We start from the raw sequence: 15218 nt of genomic DNA on the forward strand, positions 1-15218 counted from the left end.
CGCGACGGCCGCCGCCCCGGAAGCCCGGGCGGCGGCCGTTTCTTGCCCGGCCCGGTCGGGCACCCTGGACATTCCCCGTGACCATGGGGGCGACGCCACCCGCATGAACCGCATCCTGTTCGCGATCGACGCACTCAGCACCTGGGTCGGCAAGGCGTTCGCCTGGTCCATCGTCGTCCTGACGCTGGCCATCGTCTGGGAGGTCTTCTCCCGCTACGTCCTGAAGACGCCGACCGACTGGGCTTTCGACGTCAGCTACATGCTGTACGGCACGCTGTTCATGATGGCGGGCGCCTACACCCTGTCGCGCAACGGCCATGTCCGCGGCGACTTCCTCTATCGACAGTGGTCGCCCCGCACCCAGGCCGGGCTCGACCTCGTCCTCTATGTCCTCTTCTTCTTCCCCGGCATCCTGGCGCTGATCTATGCCGGCTTCGGCTTCGCGAAGATGTCGTGGATGTTCAACGAGCACAGCTCGAACAGCCCGAACGGCCCGCCCCTCTATCATTTCAAGACGCTGATCCCGATCACCGGCGTGCTGATGCTGCTGCAGGGCCTGGCCGAGGCGGCGCGCTGCGTCATCTGCCTGCGCACCGGTCAATGGCCGCAGCGGCTCCACGACGTGGAGGAGCTGGAGAAGGTCATCCTCGAACAGAAGGCCCACGAGCGCGGGGAAGTGGCATGACCGACCCCCAGCTCGGCGTCTTCATGCTGGCGCTGTTCGTCGTCGCCATCATGCTGGGCTTCCCCATCGCCTTCACGCTGATGGCGCTGGGGGTGGGCTTCGGCTACATGGCCATGGGCGACACCGTCTTCCAGCTCGTGGTCCAGCGCACCTATTCGGTGATGGCCAACGACGTCCTCATCTCGGTCCCGCTCTTCGTCTTCATGGGCTACATCATCGAGCGGGCGAACATCCTCGACCGGTTGTTCAAGTCTCTGCTGCTGGCCGCCAGCGGGCTGCCGGGCGCGCTGGCCGTGGCCACGCTCGTCACCTGCGCCCTGTTCGCGACGGCAACCGGCATCGTCGGCGCGGTGGTGACGCTAATGGGCCTGCTCGCCTTCCCCGCCATGCTGCGCTACGGCTACGACGAGCGGCTGGCGGCCGGCGTGATCTGCGCGGGCGGGTGCCTCGGCATCCTGATACCGCCCAGCGTCATGCTCATTCTCTATGGCGCCACGGCCGGCGTCTCGGTCGTGAAGCTCTATGCCGGCGCCTTCTTTCCCGGCCTGATGCTGGCCGGGCTCTATATCGCCTACGTCATGATCCGGGCGTGGCTGAATCCATCGCTGGCACCGCCCCTGCCCAAGGCCGAGCGCAACGTACCCCTCGGGACCGTGCTGGGCGGGTTGGCCACCTCGTTCGTGCCGTTGGCATTCCTGATCGCCTCGGTGCTGGGCGCCATCCTGTTCGGCTTGGCCACGCCATCGGAGGCGGCCGCCATCGGTGCGCTGGGCAGCGTCTTCCTGGCCGCGGTCTACCGCTCGCTCGATTTCCGCAAGCTGAAGGAGTCGGTGTTCCTGACGGCGCGCACCTCGGCCATGGTGTGCTGGCTCTTCGTCGGGTCCTTCATCTTCTCGTCGATCTTCGCGTATCTCGGCGGGCAGGCGGTGATCGAGAAGTTCGTGCTCGACCTCGACCTGACGCCCCTCACCTTCCTCTTGCTGACCCAGCTCATCATCTTCGTGCTCGGCTGGCCGCTGGAGTGGACCGAGATCATCATCATCTTCGTGCCGATCTTCCTGCCGCTGCTGAAGCATTTCGACATCGACCCGCTGTTCTTCGGCCTGCTGATCGCGCTCAACATCCAGACCTCGTTCCTGTCGCCTCCCGTAGCCATGGCGCCCTTCTACCTGAAGGGGGTGGCGCCGGCGCACGTCTCGATCAACCAGATATTCCGAGGAGTCATGCCCTTCATGGGGCTGGTCCTGGTGGCGATGGCGCTGTTCTACACCTTCCCCGGCATCGGCATGTGGCTGCCGGAATATCTCTACCGCTAGGGGCAAGCGCTTGCGCCGCCGTGCCTGGATTGACGGTCAGCCCCTCCGGTCTCTAGACATTCTGCCTGGAGGCCACGGGGCTGATCGTCGGGGAGCGTACGAGGAATGACGTTGGATGAAGTGCGGTTGCTGACCGCCAAGCGCCTGGCCGCCGTCGATCCCGTCAACCAGCCGTTCCCGCACGCCTTCATCCGCGACGTCTTTCCCGAGCCGTTCTACCGCGCCCTGCGCGCGAACCTGCCGCCGGAGGAGGCGCTGGTGCCGTCGGACCGCATACAGTCCGGCAATCCCTACGGCGCCCACCGCAAGCAGTTCCCGATCGACCCGCCGCACCTGGACGCCATGGACGCCGACCGGCAGGCCTTCTGGCGACCCGTCTACAAATGGCTGCGCAGCGGCGAGTTCGTAACGCAGGTGGTCAGCCGTTTCGCCCCCGGCATCCAGGCGCGCTTCGGGTCGCAGCCGCTCGACCTGATCAGCCGGATCGAGGTCAACATCGACGGCGAGAGCTACGCCATCCGGCCGCACACCGACAACCCGCGCAAGATGCTGACGATGCTCTTCTACCTGCCCGAGGATGATTCCCGGGCCGACCTCGGCACCTCGATCTACGCGCCGAAGAAGGCCGGCTACGTCTCCGAGCAGACCATGCAGCACGAATTCGAGGAATTCGACGAGGTCGAGCGTTTCCCCTACATTCCCAATAGCTGCCTGGCTTTCCTGAAGACCGCCAACTCGTTCCACGGGCGGCCGACCATCACCGGCCCGGCCGTGCGCCGGCCCATGCTGTTCATCATGATCCAGCATCGCCGGGAGATGCCGCAGGTGCGCTAGCGCCGCGCGGGCGGGCAACGGAGAGGACCTGCCATGAAGGTGGAAGCATACCTGTTCTTCGACGGCCGCTGCGATGAGGCGATCGACTTCTACAAGGCGGCGATCGGCGCCCACTCCGTGTACATCATGCGGTTCAAGGAGAGCCCCGAGCCGGCCATGGTACCGCCCGGAGCCGGCGACAAGGTGATGCATGCCAGCTTCCAGGTCGGCCAGACGACGATCATGGCCTCGGACGGGCAATGCGGCGGCCAGCCGCAGTTCCAGGGCTCTGCGCTGGCGCTGACGGTGGCAGACGAGGCCGAGGCCCAGCGCCTGTTCGCGGCCCTCGGCGACGGCGGTCAGGTACAGATGCCGATGGCCCGGACCTTCTTCTCGCCGGCCTTCGGCATGGTCGCCGACCGCTTCGGCGTCTCCTGGATGGTGCTTTCGGACCCCTGAGCGGCTACCGGCCGAGGTCGATGCGGAACTGGACATAGTCCGTCCGCCGGGCGACCCGCTGGTAGAGGGCGATCGCCGCGGCGTTGTCGGGCTCGCTTACCCAGTAGATCCGCCGCCAGCCCTCGGCCCGGCCGCGCGCCTCCAGGTGGCCGATCAGGACGCCGCCGATCCCCTGTCCCCGGGCGTCGGCCGCGACCCACAGGTCTTCCAGGTAGCAGACCGGCCGCAGCGTGAAGGTGTGCGGGTGCAGGATGTAGTGGGCAAGGCCCAGCGCCGCGCCGGACGCATCGCGGGCGATGGCCGCGTGCATCGGGAAGTCCGGGTCGAGGATGCGCTGCCACAATCCGTCGATCACGGCGTCCGTCATGGCGGCCGCCCCGTGATGGGCGCAATTGGCCCGCCACATCGCCTCCCAGGCCGCCCGGTCTTCCAGTCCGGCCTCGCTCACCTGCTGCATTGCCCCTCCCGGCGCGTTGCGGAGGTTGTTGCCGCGACGGGGGCAGGCTGGTCAACCCCGGCCGGTCACCCGGGTGGCGGACGGTAGCCCGGCAGCCCCAGGAACAACGGCAGCGCGATTGCCGTGAAGCCTGCCAGGACGATGCCGAGGCCGATCAGCGGGTCGGCGGCGAGGCCGGTGGCGAGCGTGGCGCCCAGCCCGGCGCCCGCCATCTGCAGGAAGCCCAGCAGGGCCGACGCCAGCCCGGCCTGGCTGCCGAACGGCTGCAGGGCCATCGCCGTCGACAGCGGATTCGCCAACCCCATGCCGAAGAGGAAGATGGCGATCGCCAGCACATAGGCCGGCATGGCCACCGGTCCGGCCGCCCCCAGCGCCGCCAGCAGGCTGCCGCCCAGCAGCGCGATCGCCACACCGAGTGCGGCTGCCCGGCACAGGCCGAGACGCCTGGCCACCCGCGGGGCGGCCAGGCCGGCGCCGAAGACCATGAAGACGCTGGCCGCGAAGAACAGGCCAAGCTGCGTCGCCGTCAGCCCGTAGCCTTGCATCAGGATCGCGGGCGAGGCCGCGAACATGCCGTAGAGCCCGCCGCTCACGAGGCCGACCGCCAGCGCCGGCAGCACGAAGCGGCGGTCGCCGGCGAGCCCAAAATAGCCGCGCAGGATCGCCGGCACCGCGATCGGCCGGCGGCGGGCCGGCGGGTGCGTCTCACCGACCTGGGTGGCGTAAAGCAGGCCCGCGACGATGCCGGCCAGCCCCACCAGCACGAAGGCGGCACGCCAGCCGAGCCACTGGTCGAGGGCGCTGCCCAGCAGGGGCGAGAAGCCGGGAGCGGCCGCCATCGCCACCATGGTCAACGACAGGACGCGGGCCAGCGCCTCGCCCTCGAAGAGGTCGCGGGCAATGGCGCGCGACAGCACCGAGGCCGTGCACACGCCCAGCGCCTGCACGACCCGGCCGGCCACCAGCGTGCCGAGGTCGTCGGCCACCGCGCAGAGCAGGCTACCGGCCAGGAACACGACCATGCCGCCCAGTACGACGTTGCGCCGACCCATTCGGTCGGACAGCGGCCCGACGACGAGCTGACCCAGGGCAAAGACGAAGAAAAAGGCGCTGAGCGTCACCCCAAGCCGGGGCGTCGCCACGCCCAGCGTGGCCGCGATGCCGGGAAAGGACGGCAGGATGATGTTGGTGGACAATGCGGCCAGCGCCGCCAGGCCGCCCAGCACCGCCAGCAGGCCGGGGGTCGGCAGGCGCGCGGTGGCGACCGGAGCCGCTGCGGCGAGCGGGATGCGATCGGGGGTCGTATCGGTCATCGGGGCGGCCCTCCTGGGCCGGTGTTCGACTGGGTTGGAAGCCGGGTCTGGACGGATGGTCCGCCCGGTCGATCAGCCCGCTAGATCAGTCCGGGCGCTCGACCGCGATCGCCGTCGCCTCGCCGCCGCCGATGCAGAGTGCCGCCACCCCGCGCTTCAGCCCGCGCCGTTGCAGGGCGTGCAGCAGCGTGACGACGAGGCGCGCGCCGGTGGCCCCGATCGGGTGGCCCAGGGCGCAGGCGCCGCCATGGACGTTCAGGCGGTCGCGGGCGATGCCGAGATCGCGGGCGGCCGCCATCGGCACGACGGCGAAGGCCTCGTTGATCTCGAACAGGTCGACATCGTCCACCGTCCAGCCCGTGCGCTCCAGCAGGCGGGCGATGGCCGGAATGGGCGCGGTGGTGTACCAGGCCGGCGCCTGGGAATGGGCGGCATGGCCGCGGATTTCCGCCAGGATCGGCAGGCCGCGTGCCTGGGCGACCGAGCGACGGGTCAGGACCAGGGCGGCAGCACCATCGGCGTTGGCCGATGCGCTGGCCGCCGTGATCGTGCCGTCGGCGCGGAAGGCTGGCTTCAGGCTGGCGATACGCTCGGGCTGGACCTTCAGCGGGTGTTCGTCGGTGTCGACGATGCGGGCGCCGCCCTTGGCCGGCACGGCGACCGGCGCGATCTCCGCCGCGAAGGCGCCCTCGGCGATGGCGGCCCGGGCCCGCATCAGCGTCTCGACGGCGTAGGCATCCTGCACGTCGCGGCCGAAGCCGTAGGCGGCAGCCGCCGCCTCGCCGAAGTCGCCCATGGGCCGGCCGGGCTCGTAGGCGTCCTCCAGCCCGTCCAGCATCATGTGGTCGAAGACGCGGTCATGGCCGACGCGATAGCCCGCGCGCGCCTTGGCCAGCAGGTAGGGGGCGTTCGACATCGATTCCATGCCGCCCGCCACGACGATGCCGGCCGACCCGGCCAGCAGCAGGTCGTGGCCCAGCATCGCCGCCTTCATGCCCGAGCCGCAGACCTTGTTCACCGTGGTGGCGCCGACCGCATCGGGCAGGCCGGCGCCGCGGGCGGCCTGGCGGGCGGGCGCCTGCCCCTGCCCCGCCGGCAGCACGCAGCCCATCAGCACCTCGTCCACCGCGTCGCCCGGCAGGGTCGCCCGCTCCAGCGCCGCGCGGATGACGTGGGCACCCAGCGCCGGTGCCGCCAGCGGCGCCAGATCGCCCAGGAAGCGGCCGAGCGGCGTGCGCACGGCAGAGACGATGACGACCGGGTCGAGGCTGGGCATGGCGGGCTCCGTTACATGACGATCATCATGAATATTGCGACATAGATGTCGTCCGTCATATAAAGGTCAAGGAGATTTCCATGACGGGAAGCGCAAGGCTGCCATGCGGGTGACGAAGGAACAGGCGGCACGGAACCGTGACCGCATCGTCGAGGTGGCGGGCGAACTGTTCCGCCGGCACGGCTTCGACGGCATTGGCATCGCCGATGTGATGAAGGCGGCCGGCCTGACCCATGGCGGCTTCTACGGTCATTTCGCGTCCAAGGAGGACCTGGCGGCCCAGGCCAGCGCCGCCGCCCTGGAGGCGGGCCGGGCACGCTGGCAACGCCTGGGCGAGAAGGCCGGCGACGGCGCCTTCTCTGCCTTCGTGGAGCGCTACCTGTCGCCCATCCATCGCGACGCGCCGGAGCGGGGCTGCGTCCTGGCGGCGCTGGGCGCGGAATCCGCCCGCCAGCCCGGGCCGGTGCGGGACGCCGCCGCCTCCGGCATCGACCGCCTGGCCGACGTCGTGGCCGGCATGCTGCCCGCCGCCGCGCCGGCAGAGCGGCGCCGCCACGCGCTGGCCGTGCTGGCGCAGATGGTCGGCGCCATGGTGCTGGCACGCGCAGCCGGCGATAGCGAGTTGTCGGACGAGATATTGGCAGCCGCGCGGGCGGCCCTGGAGCCCCAGGCCGACCGAGCCTAGTCCACACGGGGCCGACGCAACCACCAATCTGCCGCATGACGGCAGGCCGGAATGGGGTATGCCAGGCGCGTACCGCATGGGGAGCCTGCTTGACGATGCGCGATGTCCACGGCGAAGGGCCGGTTGACGGGCTTCCGACCCGGCCGAGCAGCGGCAGACGGCCCACCATGCAGGGCATCGCAGCGTGGCTGCGGCGCGGACTGCCCGTGCTTGCGATGATCTTGCTGATCGGCTGCACGTCGCGACCGGACATGGACATCCTGGCCGCGTCACCCGGCGCCAAGGCGGACGCCAAGGCACTGGCGGTCTACGTCGCCACCACCCGGCAACGCCAGTCACCCGACCGCAACGACTTCACCAACCGCCGGTCCGGCGCGTTGAACTACGCCCAGTATTCGATCTCCGTCCCGCCATCCCATGTCCCGGGCCGGATCGAGTGGCCAGGCACCCCCGCCGACCCGGCGACCGCATTCACGCCGGTCGGCGACCGCGTGTTGACCCAGGCTGCATTTGAGGCGGCACTCGCCGGACGCGGCTGTGGTGCGGCTGGCGCCACCACCGCCGTCTTCGTCCATGGCTACAACACCAACTTCCCGGAGGCGCTGTTCCGGCTGGTGCAGATCACCGCCGACACCGACCCGCGCACCATCCCGATCCTGTTCGCCTGGCCGTCCGATGCCTCGGCGCTCGCCTATGTCGCCGACCAGGACTCGGCCATGTACTCGCGCGACTACCTGGCGGATTTCCTGGTGCGCCTGACCCGGCTGTGCCCGGAGGGCGGCATCACGCTGGTCGGCCACAGCATGGGCGGCTGGCTCACCGTGGAGGCGCTGCGGCAGTTGCGCCTGGCCGGGCACGACGCGGTGCTGCGGCGCCTGCGGGTGGCGCTCGCCTCACCCGACATCGACGTCGAGGTGTTCCGCACCCAGATGAAGGTGATCGGCCCGCTGACGCCGCCAATGATCGTGCTGGTGTCGCGCGACGACCGCGCGCTCTCTGTCTCCAGCCGGCTGGCCGGCGCCCGCCAGCGGCTGGGCCGCATCGACGTGGCCGACCCGGAGGTGCAGGAGGCAGCCCGGGCCGCCAACCTCAACATCGTCGACATCTCCGACCTGGAAGCCTCCGACGGCTTCAACCACGACCGCTACGTCGTCTTCGCCGGGGTCTATGCCAAGCTGGCGGCCAGGGGGGCCGTCACCCCCGGACAGGGCTTGCGCCAGGCCGGCGCCTTCGTTTTCCGCACTGTCGGCACCGCCCTGTCCAGCCCATTCGTGCTGGCAGGACGGGCGCTGTCGCCGGAGTGACGGGAGGCGGTTTAGAGTTCCGCAGCTCGGAGAATCGAGAGCCAGTCCTGCCGACCACCCAGCAGACGGATGACGACCACAGGGTGCGAATCTGCCGTGTAAACGATCAGGTGGCGCTGATAGGTGTGAACGCGAACGGGCGGGTCAAACTCGTCCAGCCGTCGGGAAAGCGACGGCATGGTAGCGATCATCTCGAGCGTGTGGACGAGGCCGTCGACATATCGGTCCGCCTGCTCGATCGACCATGTCTCGGCGGTGTACCGCCATATCTCGTCAAGGTCCGCGAGCGCCCTGGGAGAAAGCCGGTACTCTCCCCGGTCACCGGAGGCCATGAAGATCGCGCATCCGCGATTTAAAGACAGCCGAGTCGAAGGTCACGGGTTCGCCGCTGTGCACGCCTTCGGTGATTGCAGCTTGCAGGACAGCGATGGCCTGCTTGCGCTCCTGATCTCGCCGTATGAGGTCTCGGACATAGTCGCTGGCATTGCCATAGCGACCACCCTCGGCCTGGCTTTCGACCCAAGCCTTCATCGCATCCGGCAGGGAGACATTCATCGTTGCCATGGCTGATCTCCTCCCGGTGGAGCTTATCGGCCGTTGGCAAACCCTGTCAAAAAACATTGAAAGCAGCCGACATGCGGGCCGATTGCAGCCCGCCATGGGACTTGTATCACTACCGGATGTGCCGCCTCGGTGACAGACGCATACCAGAAAGCGATCGACCGATAAGGTCGTCATCCAAGCATGTGAAACACTTGGAGAAACTGGAGCGGGCGAGGCGATTCGAACGCCCGACCCCAACCTTGGCAATAATGGGGTCGGGGGCTTTCCCGAATTTTCCCGAGATGGCGCACCATACCTAATCCGTTGATTTTCCTGCGATCATTCTTTTCTCGTGATGGCGCGAGATTGACAGGATTGGGCTCGGTTTGCTTCCATCTGCTTCCGCCCTGCTTCCGCGGCTCCGGCGGAAGCAATTTGGTAGAGCCATGCCGAAGATCACCAAGCGTATCGTCGACGCCCTGGCCCCGGACCCCGCCGGCCGCGAAGTGGCGATATGGGACACCGAGCTGAAGGGCTTCGGCGTCCGCATGATGCCGAGCGGTATCGCCTCATTCTTCGTCTACTACCGCACCGCCGAAAACCGGCAGCGCAAGCTGGTGCTGGGGCGGGTCGGCACCCTCACGCCGGAGGAAGCGCGGCACCAGGCCCGCCTGAAGCTGGCGGAGGCGTCGAAGGGTGCCGACCCCTCAGCCGAACGGCACAAGGTCCGCCGCTCGATCACCGTCACGGAGCTATGCGACCTCTACCTGGCCGACGCCGCAGCCCGCATCAAGGCGTCGACCCTGGCGATGGATCGCAGCCGCATTGAACGCCACGTCAAGCCGCTCATCGGGCGACATACCGTCCTGGCGCTGACCTCCGAGGACGTGGCGAAGCTTCAGGCCGATGTCATCGCCGGCCGGACGGCAGCAAAGCGCGACGGCCGCGGCGGCGTGACGAGCGGGGGCAAGGGGGTCGCGTCCCGCACCGTCGGCATGCTGGGCACCATCCTGGAGTTCGCCAGGAAGCGGAAGATCGTGAAGGAGAACGTCGCCCGCGGGATCGAGCGGCCGGCGGACGGGAAGCAAAAGCGGTTCCTGTCGACGAAGGAGATGGCCGCGCTGGGCAAGGCCATGGTCGCGGCCGTGGCCGATGGCGAGACCGATACGGGCATCGCGGCCGTCCGCTTCCTCCTCCTCAGCGGCTGCCGCCGCATGGAAGCATTGGCCCTGCCCATGGAGATCGTCGACCGCCAGGCCGGATGCATTCGCTTCAAGGACACGAAGAGCGGCGCACAGATCCGCCCGATCGGCAGCAAGGCATTCGCCGCCCTTGACCTGGTCGGCCACCGCAACGGCTGGGCGTTCCCGGCGGCCCGCGGCAAGGGCCATTTCATCGGCCTGCCGAAGGTGCTGGATCGCCTATGCAGGCGGGCCAAGCTGTCGGACGTGACGGTTCACGTCCTGCGGCACAGTTTCGCCGCCACGGCTGCCGAGATGGGCTTCTCTGAGCTGACCATCGCCGGCCTGCTCGGCCACACCGTGTCGGGCGTGACCGCCCGCTATGCCCACGTCCCGGATAGCGCCCTGGTCATCGCTGCAGAACGGGTGTCAGCCCGCATCGCAACGGCCCTCGATGGTGAGAAGGAAGGGGCGAAGGTGGTGCAGATGCCGCGGCGGGCGCGGGCAAAACCGTAACCACATCCGCGCGGCGGGGTATTGAAGCGGGCTGTGGCGCTAGAGGCGGCTGCGCCAATAGTGCCAATAGTGCCGATAGGTCGGCCCGCGTCCGCCATCGCCATATGAGAGGGAGAGAAGCAGGCTATCCAGCCCTTTAACTGAGACTATCAAGCTTGGCCGTCTAGCAGCGAAATCGTGTAAAATCGGAAGGCCGCAACCCCGATGGACCCCATGCCGATTCCGCTCTCTGCAACTCCTATCTCCCTGAAACAGTTTCTTGAGTCAGTGCCGCCAGGCGTGGAGCAGCGAATTGCACAGTTGGCGCTTGAGACTGGGTCAGTACTTTCAGCAAAGAAACAGTACTCCCTCAACATAGAGGATATTTCTCTGCATTGCGACAATGAAGCGTGCGGAGGCTTGCGCAATTTTCGATATTCTGACTCGACAATCGATGTTCAAGCTCGCTCGCGCCGATACTTATTTTTACGCTTTACATGTGCCAATTGCCAAAAAACCGGTAAATTGTACGCCTTGTCGATACAAATTAGCGATATTGCCACTGATGGATTTGTCGAGAAGTTGGGGGAACGACCGCAATTTGGCGACCGCCTTCCTTCGCGCTTAATGGAAATGATTGGTCCTGACAGAGACCTCTTCCTTAAAGGTCGTAGGTGCGAATCCCAAGGTCTAGGTGTCGGTGCTTTTAGCTATTACCGGCGCGTCGTCGAGGCACAAAAAGATCGAATCCTTGACCGATTAATTTCCGCCTTAGAGCGACTAAATGCAGACGAATCCGCCATTGCCGAAATTCGCGACATCAAACTACAGCCGCAGTTTTCTCAAGCAATTTCTGAGATAAAGTCCGCCCTTCCTGACCGGCTTCTCATAAACGGACAGAACCCATACTTGGTATTGCATGGAGCCCTTAGCGCTGGACTGCACAATGAAACCGATGAAAATTGTCTGGAAGTCGCCCAAGCAGTACGAAGAGTGCTCATAGAATTTTCGGAGCGGTTGAGCTTAGCGTTAAAAGACCAAGCTGAACTAGATAAGTCGGTCGAACTCTTGACGCTGCGCGGAAGACGTCCCGCCCTTTCTAAGAAAGACTCGTAGACGGCTGCAATATCGGATGGTTGGACGCTTCGATAGAGATCGAACAGGTCGCGTTTAGCGTTGCGCTTCAATCGTCTAAGACGGCGAAGAGGGCTACAAATCCAGCGATGGAAAGAGTGATCTTGTTGGCCTGCATCAGCTCCTGGGTTAGCCACGAGGAGCAGACCGAAGCGGCGAGTATGATCAATGGAAAAAGCGCCGTCGCTTTGGCGATTTCGACCCCCGTGGCCGCCTTGAGCAAGGGTGCCGGGTCAGTCATTTTCCGCCGCCGGTATCCCACATAGGCGATCGCGACTAGAATGGTCCCTACGTCAATCCAGTTTCCGTCGAATCTCGAGGCTAGGCCGCCCCAAAAGTCGCCCACCGTCGGAAATCAGACGGAGTGCAGAACCTGGAATAACCCCACCGCGCCGCCAAGCGTAGCTCCCAGGGCGCGGGCTATATCGGTATTGCTATCATGCCAGCCGAGCAACGCGCCGGCGATCACAGCACCAAGCAGTGCGAACGACGAAACAATCCGTGCACGATGCACGAACGACTTCGAGCCGCCCCGCGGCTTCGTCCACATCATATCGGTCCCCACAGGCGTGACGCGGCTTGTGCCAGCCGCTGGTTAACGACGCAAACGATACGGACCGTATCTTTGTTCCGCAAGCGTCGATGTGCGGAATATGCGCACGCAAGACACGGATTCAAATCACAAATCTGCGTTTGCATCCGCCGCTGGGTTCGTTCACGCCTGCGTTAAGCCTTAACATTCAATAACTTCGACCCAAGGCAGCCCCGGCTCGCGGTCGCCAATTATCGCCGCTCCGTCCAGCCTTGCAGCCTGGCCAGTCCAAGCGCGGCCCGCTTTTCTGGCTGCTGCATCGCTTCGACCTCATCGAATTCGACCGGACGCCATGTCGCACCCTTCGCAGCCTCGGGAAGGGCGCAGCCATCCACGGCATAAAGTTCGCGAGCACCGGCCTTCCGGCCAAACTCAAGTGCCTCCGTGAAATGACGAACCGGCGGCAATGTGACGCCTGCATCCGCGGCAAAGTATGGTGCCCTTGGTGCCCGGCCGAACTTCCAGTCCTCGATCATCCGGCGGAGGCCGTCCGCCGACAGGATCTCGCGATCATCCTGGAAAACACCCCACACATCGTATCCAGGCCGCTGTTGCAGCGCGACAACGTGCGCCAGCGCGTCTGCCCAGGACTCGAAGCTGTCAACCAGGCGATTGGCCGGCTTCACCTTCTCCCTGCTCCGGGGGTCCCGCGGGGACACAAGCGCACCATCCAGATAGATGACGTCGAACGGCATCTTGACCTCTCCGCTGTAAGACCCTCACCGCGCCGCCGACAGATACGCGTTCTCGACCGCCCCCCTCCAGAACGCGCTCGACCAGCCCGGACACGCTGCGGTCGTCATCCGGACGGCGCTATCACCTTGCTATTTCCCGCTTTTGCTTTTCAGCGTCAAGCAAGACTCGCTCAACAGGAGCAAGTATTTTCAAGTCATATTTGCTGCTATTTGGAGGCGTTGCCTCAAGGGTTTGCAGATCTTTTAAAGAGACGCCAGCCTGAGCCGCCATATCTTTTTCACTGATACCCAAACTCTCTCGCCTATACTTGAAGGTGGAGGGATGCCCTTCGCTTTCCGTGAATCCAACCTTAACCATTTCAGTTCTTCCTTTCTTGAGCTTAACGCCCGGACCCTCTCCGTTCTCGGCAATGAACTCGACGCCAGCGGCCTCTAGGGCGGTGCGGACTGCAGCGAGAGTGGCCGCATTCGCGGGCCTATCCGCCTCGATCCTCGTGACTGTCGCCGGCGAGACATGGGCCGCTTGCGCAACGTCCCGCACGCCGAGTTTGAGGGCGGCGCGCGCCATCCGAAGTTGTGTCCCCGTTATCATATGGTGCCTTGACGCTCGCCGAAGGTGGCTTCTATCGTTAGCACCACGTTATCATTTGATCGCGATGACGGCAAGCGGCCGAGCAGGGTGTTACCAGCACTCCGCCCGGCCTGACCACCACCCGAACGTATGAGGTTCAGGGCAATGGCTATCCACGCCTATACCACACCACCAGCATCGGCGGCCCGAGCGGGCGCCGAAGCGATCGCGCTTCTCCGCCTGCTGGTCACCGGAGGCGGCCGTTGACCGCCCCGGCGAAGCCCTCCCGGCGCAAGCGGCCGGCCGTGAAGCCCGGGCCCATCATCCGCCTGGTGCCGCCGTTCACCGGCAAGTTCGACGCCACCATCGGCGGCGAGATCGTTCCTTGCCGCCGCGACGGCAAGCTGAAGTGGTCGTTCCTCGACTATCGGTATCAGCATCTGGGGACGCGGACCGGCCGCACCATCACATTCCCGGGGCACCCGGGGCTAGAAGCGCCGGAGGTCATCGTCCCGACGCCCTGGGGCGACCTGCCGTCGCTGGTTTGGAATTTCGGTGGCGACGTCGTTTTCCTCGGCGGTCGCCAGTCGCTGGGCGGGATGTCGCCGGCGCCCGACAGGCGCTTCGCTGATGAGGACGATGCACGTCGCCCCGCTCGCGGGAGGGTCCGGGCGTCCGGCCTTCCATGCCACCTGTCGCTGGTGGAGGGCCGGCCATGACGGGCGCATGGCCTCCTACCGCCGGTGTCTCCTAGAGATAGACGAAATAGCGCGCGAGCACCCGGCACCCCCATTGCGAATATCCCCGGCATTATCCCGCGCATTTTCCCGATATGGGCTTGCATTCCAGTACCACGCCTTCTATTGGGTAAATCACTGCGAGCATCCCGGCTTTTTCTGCGAGTTGACGACATGAAGCTGAACACCTTCTGCGGGCACCTCGTCGCCGTGCTCGACCTGCCGATGAGCGAGTTCACCGAGCTGCAACGGGCGTTGAAGGAGCAATCCGAGCACTTCAATCCCAAAAGCTCGATCAATCAGGAAGCCCGCGCCTATGCCGATGAGGTTGGGGTTGGCTTCGAGCGGAACTTGCTGAAGGGTCGCGCCGGCCCGGGCGGGGGCATCGAGGTCGATCCCTTCCGCGCCGCCTTCTTCATGCTGGCGGTCGCACTCAACGGCCCCCGGAAGGAAAGCGCCTCGTCGACGTGGATGACGTGGCACTTGATCCAGGAAGGGTCTGAGCTGTCCGGCTGGGGGGAGAACTGGCGGCCGACCTTCAGGCCTTGCCCATTGACCGGGCAGCCGCTCTTTGGCGAGGCGCTCAAGGCGATCGTCTCCGACCCGGTGATGGCGAAGCGTGTGCAGGGTATCCGAATCACGTCGGATCGGACGGCAGAGATCCACTTCGACGGCGACAAGGTCTCCAAGTTCAATCGCGGCCGACCGGACCCCGAGCCCCCGCTGTATCGCGTTGCGGTGGTCCGCGGGCTCGTTTGGCAGATGGTTGCAAACCTGCTGGCGCGGGACGCTTTGGACACGCAGGCGGAATAGGACTCTCCCGGCGGAGATCGCGAGGCCGCGCGGCGCGGCCCACTCCAAGGGGGCGCCGGGAGGGTAGCCCGAGCATGGGATCGCCCTTCCCCCCTTGGAGACGCCGCAGCTATCCGCCCGCAAGGGCTAGCACCTAGACCTAGGAGCTG

Annotated in this window: 18 protein-coding genes; 10 read left to right on the forward strand and 8 right to left on the reverse strand. The window is 66.1% G+C overall.

Translation table 11 applies throughout. From position 1 onward, the window contains the following. The first annotated feature begins 103 nt into the window (after nucleotides 1-103). The 4 genes from STVA_RS21635 to STVA_RS21650 all read left to right on the forward strand — a co-directional run bounded on the left by STVA_RS21635 (nucleotide 104) and on the right by STVA_RS21650 (nucleotide 3273). Nucleotides 104-685 (forward strand): TRAP transporter small permease subunit, encoded by a 582-nt coding sequence (locus STVA_RS21635; protein WP_123691989.1) that lies wholly within the window; start codon nucleotides 104-106, stop codon nucleotides 683-685. Next, nucleotides 682-2001 carry a TRAP transporter large permease gene (locus STVA_RS21640; RefSeq protein WP_123691992.1) on the forward strand — a complete coding sequence of 440 codons (1320 nt, stop codon included), beginning with the start codon at nucleotides 682-684 and terminating at the stop codon, nucleotides 1999-2001. Before STVA_RS21635 ends, STVA_RS21640 begins: the two co-directional genes overlap by 4 nt. Before the next feature lie 105 nt (nucleotides 2002-2106). Continuing rightward, entirely contained in the window at nucleotides 2107-2835 is a 729-nt protein-coding gene (locus tag STVA_RS21645; protein ID WP_123691993.1) for a hypothetical protein, read from the forward strand. Nucleotides 2836-2868: 33 nt separating this feature from the next. Continuing rightward, the gene (locus tag STVA_RS21650) at nucleotides 2869-3273 is read left to right on the forward strand and encodes a VOC family protein (RefSeq protein ID WP_123691995.1); all 405 of its coding nucleotides are present in this window, start codon (nucleotides 2869-2871) and stop codon (nucleotides 3271-3273) included. Nucleotides 3274-3277: 4 nt separating this feature from the next. Here the strand turns inward: STVA_RS21650 and STVA_RS21655 are convergent, their stop codons facing one another. The 3 genes from STVA_RS21655 to STVA_RS21665 all read right to left on the reverse strand — a co-directional run bounded on the left by STVA_RS21655 (nucleotide 3278) and on the right by STVA_RS21665 (nucleotide 6319). Further along, nucleotides 3278-3730 (reverse strand): GNAT family N-acetyltransferase, encoded by a 453-nt coding sequence (locus STVA_RS21655; protein ID WP_123691998.1) that lies wholly within the window; start codon nucleotides 3728-3730, stop codon nucleotides 3278-3280. A 65-nt stretch (nucleotides 3731-3795) separates the two neighbouring features. Beyond that, nucleotides 3796-5043 carry a multidrug effflux MFS transporter gene (locus STVA_RS21660; RefSeq protein WP_123691999.1) on the reverse strand — a complete coding sequence of 416 codons (1248 nt, stop codon included), beginning with the start codon at nucleotides 5041-5043 and terminating at the stop codon, nucleotides 3796-3798. 85 nt (nucleotides 5044-5128) lie between these two features. Further along, nucleotides 5129-6319, reverse strand: coding sequence for an acetyl-CoA C-acyltransferase (locus STVA_RS21665; protein ID WP_123692001.1), 1191 nt, complete (start codon nucleotides 6317-6319; stop codon nucleotides 5129-5131). A 103-nt stretch (nucleotides 6320-6422) separates the two neighbouring features. Here STVA_RS21665 and STVA_RS21670 point away from each other — a divergent pair, with 103 nt between their 5' ends. Together STVA_RS21670 and STVA_RS21675 are read left to right on the forward strand one after the other, a co-directional pair. Beyond that, nucleotides 6423-7004: a TetR/AcrR family transcriptional regulator gene (locus STVA_RS21670; RefSeq protein ID WP_123692003.1), complete on the forward strand. Its 582-nt coding sequence runs from the start codon at nucleotides 6423-6425 to the stop codon at nucleotides 7002-7004. 215 nt (nucleotides 7005-7219) lie between these two features. Further along, entirely contained in the window at nucleotides 7220-8308 is a 1089-nt protein-coding gene (locus STVA_RS21675; protein ID WP_245978440.1) for an alpha/beta hydrolase, read from the forward strand. A gap of 11 nt (nucleotides 8309-8319) precedes the next feature. Here the strand turns inward: STVA_RS21675 and STVA_RS21680 are convergent, their stop codons facing one another. Beyond that, nucleotides 8320-8640 (reverse strand): type II toxin-antitoxin system RelE/ParE family toxin, encoded by a 321-nt coding sequence (locus STVA_RS21680; RefSeq protein ID WP_123692007.1) that lies wholly within the window; start codon nucleotides 8638-8640, stop codon nucleotides 8320-8322. Next, nucleotides 8627-8872 (reverse strand): type II toxin-antitoxin system ParD family antitoxin, encoded by a 246-nt coding sequence (locus tag STVA_RS21685; RefSeq protein WP_123692009.1) that lies wholly within the window; start codon nucleotides 8870-8872, stop codon nucleotides 8627-8629. The genes STVA_RS21680 and STVA_RS21685 overlap by 14 nt, the downstream gene beginning before the upstream one ends. A gap of 425 nt (nucleotides 8873-9297) precedes the next feature. Between STVA_RS21685 and STVA_RS21690 the strand changes: the two genes are divergently transcribed. After that, complete coding sequence (locus tag STVA_RS21690) at nucleotides 9298-10548, forward strand: site-specific integrase (RefSeq protein WP_123692011.1); 1251 nt, start codon at nucleotides 9298-9300, stop codon at nucleotides 10546-10548. 213 nt (nucleotides 10549-10761) lie between these two features. Further along, the gene (locus STVA_RS21695) at nucleotides 10762-11643 is read left to right on the forward strand and encodes a hypothetical protein (RefSeq protein ID WP_142235851.1); all 882 of its coding nucleotides are present in this window, start codon (nucleotides 10762-10764) and stop codon (nucleotides 11641-11643) included. 67 nt (nucleotides 11644-11710) lie between these two features. Here STVA_RS21695 and STVA_RS21700 read toward each other — a convergent pair whose 3' ends face one another. The 3 genes from STVA_RS21700 to STVA_RS28475 all read right to left on the reverse strand — a co-directional run bounded on the left by STVA_RS21700 (nucleotide 11711) and on the right by STVA_RS28475 (nucleotide 13516). Continuing rightward, on the reverse strand, nucleotides 11711-11902 hold the full coding sequence (locus STVA_RS21700) for a hypothetical protein (RefSeq protein ID WP_123692013.1): 192 nt from the start codon (nucleotides 11900-11902) through the stop codon (nucleotides 11711-11713). Between the two features lie 542 nt (nucleotides 11903-12444). Then, nucleotides 12445-12948 carry a hypothetical protein gene (locus STVA_RS21705; RefSeq protein WP_123692015.1) on the reverse strand — a complete coding sequence of 168 codons (504 nt, stop codon included), beginning with the start codon at nucleotides 12946-12948 and terminating at the stop codon, nucleotides 12445-12447. Between the two features lie 121 nt (nucleotides 12949-13069). Next, nucleotides 13070-13516: a helix-turn-helix domain-containing protein gene (locus tag STVA_RS28475; protein WP_123692017.1), complete on the reverse strand. Its 447-nt coding sequence runs from the start codon at nucleotides 13514-13516 to the stop codon at nucleotides 13070-13072. Between the two features lie 266 nt (nucleotides 13517-13782). On the opposite strand from STVA_RS28475, the gene STVA_RS21715 reads away from it, so the two are divergent. Further along, on the forward strand, nucleotides 13783-14238 hold the full coding sequence (locus tag STVA_RS21715) for a hypothetical protein (RefSeq protein WP_123692019.1): 456 nt from the start codon (nucleotides 13783-13785) through the stop codon (nucleotides 14236-14238). 192 nt (nucleotides 14239-14430) lie between these two features. Continuing rightward, a complete protein-coding gene (locus tag STVA_RS21720; protein WP_123692021.1) occupies nucleotides 14431-15069 on the forward strand; it encodes a hypothetical protein in 639 nt (212 codons plus the stop codon). The last annotated feature ends 149 nt before the right edge of the window (nucleotides 15070-15218 follow it).

Origin of the sequence: Stella humosa (assembly GCF_006738645.1) — a bacterium.
Taxonomy (GTDB): Bacteria; Pseudomonadota; Alphaproteobacteria; order ATCC43930; family Allostellaceae; genus Allostella; species Allostella humosa.

What these genes read in the sequence shown, in the direction of transcription:
- STVA_RS21635 (WP_123691989.1), top strand. Translation starts at nt 104, where the DNA reads ATGAACCGCATCCTGTTCGCGATCGACGCACTCAGCACCTGGGTCGGC.
- STVA_RS21640 (WP_123691992.1), top strand. Translation starts at nt 682, where the DNA reads ATGACCGACCCCCAGCTCGGCGTCTTCATGCTGGCGCTGTTCGTCGTC.
- STVA_RS21645 (WP_123691993.1), top strand. Translation starts at nt 2,107, where the DNA reads ATGACGTTGGATGAAGTGCGGTTGCTGACCGCCAAGCGCCTGGCCGCC.
- STVA_RS21650 (WP_123691995.1), top strand. Translation starts at nt 2,869, where the DNA reads ATGAAGGTGGAAGCATACCTGTTCTTCGACGGCCGCTGCGATGAGGCG.
- STVA_RS21655 (WP_123691998.1), bottom strand. Translation starts at nt 3,730, where the DNA reads ATGCAGCAGGTGAGCGAGGCCGGACTGGAAGACCGGGCGGCCTGGGAG.
- STVA_RS21660 (WP_123691999.1), bottom strand. Translation starts at nt 5,043, where the DNA reads ATGACCGATACGACCCCCGATCGCATCCCGCTCGCCGCAGCGGCTCCG.
- STVA_RS21665 (WP_123692001.1), bottom strand. Translation starts at nt 6,319, where the DNA reads ATGCCCAGCCTCGACCCGGTCGTCATCGTCTCTGCCGTGCGCACGCCG.
- STVA_RS21670 (WP_123692003.1), top strand. Translation starts at nt 6,423, where the DNA reads ATGCGGGTGACGAAGGAACAGGCGGCACGGAACCGTGACCGCATCGTC.
- STVA_RS21675 (WP_245978440.1), top strand. Translation starts at nt 7,220, where the DNA reads ATGATCTTGCTGATCGGCTGCACGTCGCGACCGGACATGGACATCCTG.
- STVA_RS21680 (WP_123692007.1), bottom strand. Translation starts at nt 8,640, where the DNA reads ATGGCCTCCGGTGACCGGGGAGAGTACCGGCTTTCTCCCAGGGCGCTC.
- STVA_RS21685 (WP_123692009.1), bottom strand. Translation starts at nt 8,872, where the DNA reads ATGGCAACGATGAATGTCTCCCTGCCGGATGCGATGAAGGCTTGGGTC.
- STVA_RS21690 (WP_123692011.1), top strand. Translation starts at nt 9,298, where the DNA reads ATGCCGAAGATCACCAAGCGTATCGTCGACGCCCTGGCCCCGGACCCC.
- STVA_RS21695 (WP_142235851.1), top strand. Translation starts at nt 10,762, where the DNA reads ATGCCGATTCCGCTCTCTGCAACTCCTATCTCCCTGAAACAGTTTCTT.
- STVA_RS21700 (WP_123692013.1), bottom strand. Translation starts at nt 11,902, where the DNA reads ATGACTGACCCGGCACCCTTGCTCAAGGCGGCCACGGGGGTCGAAATC.
- STVA_RS21705 (WP_123692015.1), bottom strand. Translation starts at nt 12,948, where the DNA reads ATGCCGTTCGACGTCATCTATCTGGATGGTGCGCTTGTGTCCCCGCGG.
- STVA_RS28475 (WP_123692017.1), bottom strand. Translation starts at nt 13,516, where the DNA reads ATGGCGCGCGCCGCCCTCAAACTCGGCGTGCGGGACGTTGCGCAAGCG.
- STVA_RS21720 (WP_123692021.1), top strand. Translation starts at nt 14,431, where the DNA reads ATGAAGCTGAACACCTTCTGCGGGCACCTCGTCGCCGTGCTCGACCTG.